We start from the raw sequence: 6820 nt of genomic DNA, 5'->3' as shown, positions 1-6820 counted from the left end.
CCGCCTGGCCGAGCACACCACGAGCCGGGTCGGCGGTCCCGCCGCCGGGTGGGTCGCGGCCGACTCGGCCGAGGAGGCCACCGAGGCCATCCGGTCCCTCGACGCGGCCGGCACCCCGCTGTTGATCCTGGGCGGCGGTTCGAACACCCTGATGGCCGACGCCGGCTTCCCCGGCACCGTGGTCCAGCTCGCCTTCCGCGGGGTCCAGATCCTGCACGAGACCGATGAGTCGGTGGTGATCCGGATGGCCGCCGGCCAGGACTGGGACGAGGCCGTCGCCTGGACGGTTGCGCAGGGCCTGACCGGGCTCGAGGCACTCTCCGGCATCCCGGGCTCCGCCGGGGCCACCCCGGTGCAGAACGTCGGCGCGTACGGCTCGGACGTCTCCCGCACCCTCTTGTCCGTCCAGGCCTGGGACCGCCAGGCAGACGAACTGGTCGAATTGAGCCACGAGGACCTGCGGTTCGGGTACCGCGACTCCGTCATCAAGCGGAGCATGCTGGACTCCACCCCCCGCTGGGTGGTGCTCTCCGTGGACTTCCGGCTGCACCGCTCGGGCAGCATCGCCCCGGTCCGCTTCGCCCAGCTGGCCACGGCCCTCGGCGTGGACGAGGGGGAGTCCGCTCCGCTGGAGACGGTCCGCCAGCAGGTGCTGCGACTGCGGGCCGGCAAGGGCATGGTCCTGGACTCCCGGGACCAGGACACCTGGTCCACGGGCTCCTTCTTCACCAATCCCATCGTCCCCGCCTCCGTCCGCGCGCACCTGCCCGCCGACGCCCCGGCCTACGGTGCCGGTGAGGACGAGGACGGGGAGAAGCTGGTCAAGCTCTCCGCCGCGTGGCTCATCGACCGCGCCGGCTTCGCCAAGGGCTTCGGGCTGGGACCGGACGAACAGGACATCGCCGGCGCCCGCGCGTCGTTGTCCACGAAGCACACGCTCGCCGTGACCAACCGTGGCCAGGCGAGCACCGCGGACCTGTTGGCCATCGCCCGCACGGTGCGGGACGGCGTCGAGGCCCGATGGGGCGTGCGCCTGCACCCCGAGCCGGTGCTCGTGGGGTGCACCCTCTGACGGATTCCGTTGGGCCAGGCTTTCCGTGGCCGTCACCGGCCGGACACCGTGTTGAACGGTGGCTCATCTAGCGTCGTCCCTCATGGGCGGATTGTTTGTGGCCATCGGGGACTCCTTCACCGAGGGGGTCGGCGATTGGGACGTCCGGCACCCCAACGGGGTGCGGGGCTGGGCGGACCGGGTGGCCAAACAGCTGTCCAAGGCGGATCCGGGCAGCCGCTACGCCAATCTGGCGATCCGCAGCCGGCGCCTCGCGGGTGTCGTCGAGGAGCAGATCGGGCCGGCCCTGGACCTGAAGCCGGACCTCATCAGCTTCTATGCGGGTGGAAACGACCTCCTGGAGCTGCGCAAGGATCTGGGCCAGCTCCTTCAGGCCTACACCGAGGCGGTCGAGCGGCTCGTGTCCTCTGGGGCGCGGGTGCTCCTCTTCACGGGCTTCGACGTCCCGATGCACCCGCTGCTGGAGCCGTTCAAGCGCAGGAACTGGGTGTTCAACGAGCATGTGCGTCAGATCGCGCGCCAGTACCCGGACTCCGTGACGCTCGTGGACTACTGGGCGTGGGACGCCTATGGTGATCGCCGCATGTGGGACATCGACAAGCTCCACATGAACCGCGCCGGTCACCGCTACATGGCCATCCAGATCCTCAACATCCTGGGAGTGCGGCACCAGCTGGAGTTCGAGCCCTTCGGGCCCAGCGAGCGGGTGGGGCTGGTCCAGTCCGTCCACCGGGACGTGGAGTGGCTGCGCCAGTGGGTGCTGCCCATGTTCGGCCGCCGCATCCGGGGGGTCACGCTCGGCGACGAGCTGCAGCCCAAATGGCCCGAACCCATCCGGCCTGCGGACGGCATGAAGAAGATGTACCGCAGGCGGCGCAGACCCCTCCACGAGAACTGACCGGGACGGAGACTGGCCGGCCTGTCGAGGCGTGAGTTTGCCAGTTGGCAAGAACAGTTGCCGAATGGGATTGAGGCGATCAGTATGGTGCCATGACCTCAGCACACGACACCCCTGCACACGACACCCCTGCACGCGACACCTCCGCAGCCCCTGACCTCGACGTCCTCGTGGCGGGCGGTGGCGCCGCCGGACTCGCCGCGGCGGTGACCCTCGCCCGGTCCCGCCGTGCCGTCACCGTGGTGGATTCCGGCCAACCCCGCAATGCCGCGGCCGAGGGCGTCCACGCCCTGCTGGGTCGCGAGGGCATCAGCCCGGCCGAACTGCTCGCCGCCGGGCGCGGTGAGGTCGCCGGCTACGGGGGAGAGGTCCGGTCCGGGGAGATCACGGCGGTCCGCCGACTGGAGGACGGGCGCTTCGAGACCACGGTGAGTACAGCGGAGGGTGAAACGACCCTCACCGCGCGCCGACTGCTCATCGCCACCGGGCTGACGGACGAGCTGCCGGACGTCCCCGGACTGGCCGAAGGGTGGGGGCGGGACGTGATCCACTGCCCCTACTGCCACGGCTGGGAGGTCCGGGACCGCTCCATCCTGGTCCTGGGCACCTCCCCGAACTCCGTGCACCAGGCCCTGCTGTTCAGCCAGCTCAGTGCGGATGTCCGCTTCCTCGAGGACACCGGCCGCGGACCCGGACTGGACGCGGATCAGGCCCGGATGCTGGCCGCCCGCGGTGTCGAGGTGGTCACGGGGGAGGCCGCCGGCGTCGAGTCCGGGGTTCGTGACGGCGAAGACCGTCTCACCGGAGTGCGCCTGTCCGGCGGCGGGCTGCTGTCCGCCGAGGTCGTTGTGGTGGCCCCGCGCATGCTCGCCCGGACCGAGGCGTTCGACTCGCTCGGCCTGCGCCTGGAGGAGAACCCGATGGGCCGGTTCCTGTCCGTGGACCCCGCCGGCCGCACCAGCGTGCCCGGCGTCTGGGCCGCCGGCAACGCGTCCGACCTCTCCGCCCAGGTCGGCGCGGCCGCCGCGGCCGGCACCATGGCGGGCGCCCAGCTCAACGCGGAGCTGGTGATGGAGGGACTCTGAGCCGGACCCCTGAGCCGGACCCCTGAGCCGGACTGCCTACAGGTTGCCGGTGGCGATGGCCAGCATGCGACGCACCGGCTCGGCGGCACCCCACAGCAGCTGGTCGCCGACGGTGAAGGCGGAGAGGTACTCGGAGCCCATCTCCATCTTGCGCAGGCGGCCCACCGGGATGGTCATGGCGCCGGAGGCGGCGATGGGGGTTAGATCCGCCATCGAGGCCTCCTTGGTGTTCGGCACCACGGAGACCCACTCGTTGTCCGCGGCGATGATCTGTTCGATCTCGTCCAGCGGCACGTCCTGCGTCAGCTTCAGGGTCAGTGCCTGGGAGTGTGAGCGCAGGGTGCCGATGCGCACGCACAGGGAGTCGAAGGGCACCCGCTGAGCTGCCGAGTGGCCGAGGATCTTGTTGGTCTCGTCCCCGGCCTTCTTCTCCTCCTTGGACATGCCGTTGCCCAGGTCCGCGTCGATCCAGGGGATGAGGGATCCGGCCAGTGGCATGCCGAACTGGGAGGCGTCCAGGGAGCCGTCGCGCTGGGCCGCGGTGATCTTGCGATCGATCTCCAGGATCGCGGAGGCGGGATCGGCCAACTCGTGGGCCACCACGCCGTGGAGGTCGCCGAACTGGGTGAGCAGCTCACGCATGTGGCGGGCGCCGCCGCCGGAGGCCGCCTGATAGGTCATGGCGGTGCCCCACTCCACCAGGCCGGCCTTGAACAGACCGCCGAGGCCCATGAGCATGCAGGAGACGGTGCAGTTGCCGCCCACGAAGTCCTTGACGCCCGAGGCCAGGCCGGCGTCGATGACGTTCCGGTTCACCGGGTCGAGCACGATGATGGAGGAATCCTCCATGCGCAGCGTCGAGGCGGCGTCGATCCAGATCCCAGTCCAGCCGGCGGCGCGCAGCTTGGGGTAGACCTCGGAGGTGTAGCCGCCGCCCTGGGTGGTGAGGATGACGGGCAGCTTGGCCAGCGTCTCGATGTCGTAGGCGTCCTGCAGGGTGCCCGCATCGCCCTGGAGCCCTTCCACGGAAGGCGCCGGCTGACCGGCCGCGGAGGTGGAGAAGAACACCGGGTTCAGGCGGTTGAAGTCCCCCTCCTCGGCCATCCGCTGCAGGAGCACGGAGCCGACCATGCCGCGCCAGCCGATGAGGCCGACCGTGGGGTGGGCGGCGGGGTCGGAAGCGGTCTGGAGTGCTGAATCTGGGGAAAGCATGACCCCCAGTCTACTGGCCGGAGCTGTCCTCGGTCAGTGACTTGCGTTTCAGGGTGGCCCACAGCCCGCCGAAGATGAACACCTGGGTGAGCACCACCAGGAAGACGACGCCCATCACCACGTTGTCCGTGAAGATCATGACCAGGCCCATCACGGCGGTCACCAGACCCAGGATCGGGCAGGCGACGAAGGCGATGAACGTCAGGGTGGTCTTGTTCAGCAGCTCGTTCATGAACGGTCCTCGTGGTCGTCGTGAGCGCGTTCCCACCGTTCGAAGCGGTACCCGACGCCGGCGTCCGTGCGGTGCTCCTCAAGAGAGGTCCGCGTCCATTGGCCGTCCAGCGCGGGGGCGTACGTGTCACCGGCGGAGTCGGTCTCGATCACGGTGATCTCGGCCAGGGTCGCCACATCGAGCGCCTGCTCGTACAGCGTGGCCCCGCCGATCACCCAGATCAGGTCCAGTCCGTCCGCCTCGCTCGCGGCCTCGAGGGCCTCCTGGAACCCGGGGGCGACGACGGCGCCCGCGGCCCGCATGGCGTCCGCCGACTGCTGGCGCCGGGAGACCACGATGTTCGTCCGTCCCGGCAGGGGCCGGAACCTCTCCGGGAACGAGTCCCAGGTGCGCCGGCCCATGATGACCGGGTGGCCGTGGGTGAGGTCCTTGAAGTGGGCGAGGTCCTCGGGCAGGTGCCACGGCATGGAGCCGTCGGCGCCGATGACGCGATCCGGAGTCTGGGCCCAGATCATGCCGATGCGGATAGGGGTGCTGTCAGACGGCAATGGGGGCCTTGATCGTCGGGTGGTGCTGGTAGTCGACCAGCTCGAAGTCGTCGAGGGCGTAGCTGAAGATGTCCTCCGGGGTCCGGTTGAACCTCAGCTGCGGATAGGGGAACGGCTCCCGGGCGAGCTGTTCGGTGACCTGGTCCACGTGGTTGTCATAGATGTGGCAGTCGCCGCCGGTCCAGACGAACTCGCCGGGTTCCAGCCCGGTCTGCTGCGCCATCATCACGGTCAGGAGGGCGTAGGAGGCGATGTTGAACGGTACCCCGAGGAACAGGTCCGCTGAGCGCTGGTACAGCTGGCAGGAGAGTTTGCCGGGGCCGTTGTCCTGCGGTGCCACGTAGAACTGGAACATCGCGTGGCACGGGGGCAGGGCCATCTGGTCCACCTCGGCCGGATTCCACGCGGTGACCAGGTGGCGTCGCGAGTCCGGGGTGGTCTGGATGGAGTCCACGACCTTCGCGATCTGGTCGATCTGCCCGCCGTCCGGGGTGGGCCAGGACCGCCACTGCACACCGTAGACCGGTCCCAGTTCACCGTCCTCGTCCGCCCACTCGTCCCAGATCCGGACGCCGCGCTCCTGCAGCCAGCGGACGTTGGAATCGCCGCGCAGGAACCACAGCAGCTCGAGTGCCACGGACTTGAAGTGCACGCGCTTGGTGGTGATCAACGGGAACGACGCGCCCAGGTCGTACCGCAGCTGGCGGCCGAATACGCTGCGCGTCCCGGTGCCGGTGCGGTCTGACTTGGCGGCACCGGTGGCCATGACATCGGCCAGCAGGTCCTCATACGGGGTGGGAATGCTCACTCGTGCATTCTACGGGCCACCCCCGTCAGTAGCTCCACCGTCTCCTCAGGGCTGAAACCCGCCGCTGTCGCCCGGCGCGCGAGGTCCTTGGCAGCCTGCACGACGTCGTCCGGCCAGTCTCGCTCGGCCCTCAACTGTTTCCCCGGTGTACTCTCAGGCCTCGACCACGGGGGCGCCTCCGCCACCGTCGTGCCGTGCCGACGCCGGGACACCACATACCCGGCCGCCTCCAGTTCCCGGTAGGCGCGGGCCACCGTCCCGACGGCGATCCCGAGGTCCGCGGCCAGTGCCCGGACCGAGGGGAGCCGGGAGCCGGGGGTGAGGGTGCCGTCGTCGATCAGGGTGGTGATGCGCGCCCGCAGCTGCTCGAACGGCGGTACCGGTGAAGAGAGGTCGAGGACGATCTCGGCGCTCATGCGCGGGGCACCTCGTATTCGGCCCCTCGCTGGGCTTCTCGCTGGGCTTCTCGATCGGCCTGGCGGGGCTGGAGCCGGACCCCCGGCACATCCGGGGCCGGGGCGATCACACAGGCCACGATGAGGCCGAACAGGGCGAAGACCGTGAGGGTGCGGGTCAGGAGCAGACCGTCCGGCAGGTCGTTGATCCCGAGATTCAGGATGGTGCCACTGGTGAAGCCGTGCCAGACCTGCACGCCGGCGAGGAGGGCGGCGCCGGTGACCGACAGGACGCCCGCCGCACCGACGGCCAGCAGGCGGTTGGCCCCGCCGGCGCGGATCGCGGCGTCCTGCTCGGCGGTGGCATGGCCGAGGGGCGGGCGGTGCAGGGCCATCCGGGCGAGGGCGAGGGCGGTCAGGACGAAGGCCGCGGTCGTCGCCGCGAGCGCGGTGGCCAGTTCGGTCTGCTGCCGCGTCGTGGTCAGGCAGAGCACGCACCACACCGAGGCCAGGACCACGGACACGCCGAGGGCGTAGACCGGCCAGCGAGACGACCGGCCAGTGGTGGCC

General features: G+C 70.2%; 9 protein-coding genes. 3 read left to right on the top strand and 6 right to left on the bottom strand.

Translation table 11 applies throughout. The annotated features are described in order from the left end of the window. The 3 genes from RUH65_RS14925 to RUH65_RS14915 form a co-directional block, all read left to right on the top strand. Window positions 1–1072, top strand: a 1072-nt coding sequence (locus RUH65_RS14925; protein WP_313818411.1) for a UDP-N-acetylmuramate dehydrogenase, incomplete at its 5' end; no start/stop codon positions are given. Between the two features lie 82 nt (window positions 1073–1154). Further along, entirely contained in the window at window positions 1155–1970 is an 816-nt protein-coding gene (locus RUH65_RS14920; protein WP_313818410.1) for an SGNH/GDSL hydrolase family protein, read from the top strand. A 92-nt stretch (window positions 1971–2062) separates the two neighbouring features. Next, window positions 2063–3055, top strand: a complete 993-nt coding sequence (locus RUH65_RS14915) for an NAD(P)/FAD-dependent oxidoreductase (RefSeq protein ID WP_313818408.1) — start codon at window positions 2063–2065, stop codon at window positions 3053–3055. A 36-nt stretch (window positions 3056–3091) separates the two neighbouring features. Here the strand turns inward: RUH65_RS14915 and asd are convergent, their stop codons facing one another. The 6 genes from asd to RUH65_RS14885 form a co-directional block, all read right to left on the bottom strand. Further along, window positions 3092–4267: an aspartate-semialdehyde dehydrogenase gene (asd, locus tag RUH65_RS14910; RefSeq protein WP_313818406.1), complete on the bottom strand. Its 1176-nt coding sequence runs from the start codon at window positions 4265–4267 to the stop codon at window positions 3092–3094. Window positions 4268–4277: 10 nt separating this feature from the next. After that, window positions 4278–4499, bottom strand: coding sequence for an NF038396 family protein (locus tag RUH65_RS14905; protein WP_313818405.1), 222 nt, complete (start codon window positions 4497–4499; stop codon window positions 4278–4280). Next, a complete protein-coding gene (locus tag RUH65_RS14900; protein WP_313818403.1) occupies window positions 4496–5014 on the bottom strand; it encodes a dihydrofolate reductase in 519 nt (172 codons plus the stop codon). The genes RUH65_RS14905 and RUH65_RS14900 overlap by 4 nt, the downstream gene beginning before the upstream one ends. 22 nt (window positions 5015–5036) lie before the next feature. Continuing rightward, window positions 5037–5813 carry a thymidylate synthase gene (locus RUH65_RS14895; RefSeq protein ID WP_396180365.1) on the bottom strand — a complete coding sequence of 259 codons (777 nt, stop codon included), beginning with the start codon at window positions 5811–5813 and terminating at the stop codon, window positions 5037–5039. 38 nt (window positions 5814–5851) lie between these two features. Continuing rightward, window positions 5852–6271, bottom strand: coding sequence for a GntR family transcriptional regulator (locus RUH65_RS14890; RefSeq protein ID WP_313818400.1), 420 nt, complete (start codon window positions 6269–6271; stop codon window positions 5852–5854). Further along, a partial coding sequence (locus RUH65_RS14885) for a hypothetical protein (RefSeq protein ID WP_313818399.1) occupies window positions 6268–6820 on the bottom strand: 553 nt, incomplete at its 5' end. The genes RUH65_RS14890 and RUH65_RS14885, both read right to left, overlap by 4 nt.

The sequence above is a fragment of the Citricoccus sp. genome (assembly GCF_032154715.1).
Classification (GTDB): Bacteria; Actinomycetota; Actinomycetes; order Actinomycetales; family Micrococcaceae; genus Citricoccus.
Note: the sequence above shows the minus strand (reverse complement) of the source record. Positions and strands in the feature narration are given on the sequence as shown.

What these genes read in the sequence shown, in the direction of transcription:
- asd (WP_313818406.1), bottom strand. Translation starts at nt 4,267, where the DNA reads ATGCTTTCCCCAGATTCAGCACTCCAGACCGCTTCCGACCCCGCCGCC.
- RUH65_RS14920 (WP_313818410.1), top strand. Translation starts at nt 1,155, where the DNA reads ATGGGCGGATTGTTTGTGGCCATCGGGGACTCCTTCACCGAGGGGGTC.
- RUH65_RS14900 (WP_313818403.1), bottom strand. Translation starts at nt 5,014, where the DNA reads ATGATCTGGGCCCAGACTCCGGATCGCGTCATCGGCGCCGACGGCTCC.
- RUH65_RS14890 (WP_313818400.1), bottom strand. Translation starts at nt 6,271, where the DNA reads ATGAGCGCCGAGATCGTCCTCGACCTCTCTTCACCGGTACCGCCGTTC.
- RUH65_RS14915 (WP_313818408.1), top strand. Translation starts at nt 2,063, where the DNA reads ATGACCTCAGCACACGACACCCCTGCACACGACACCCCTGCACGCGAC.
- RUH65_RS14905 (WP_313818405.1), bottom strand. Translation starts at nt 4,499, where the DNA reads ATGAACGAGCTGCTGAACAAGACCACCCTGACGTTCATCGCCTTCGTC.
- RUH65_RS14895 (WP_396180365.1), bottom strand. Translation starts at nt 5,813, where the DNA reads ATGGCCACCGGTGCCGCCAAGTCAGACCGCACCGGCACCGGGACGCGC.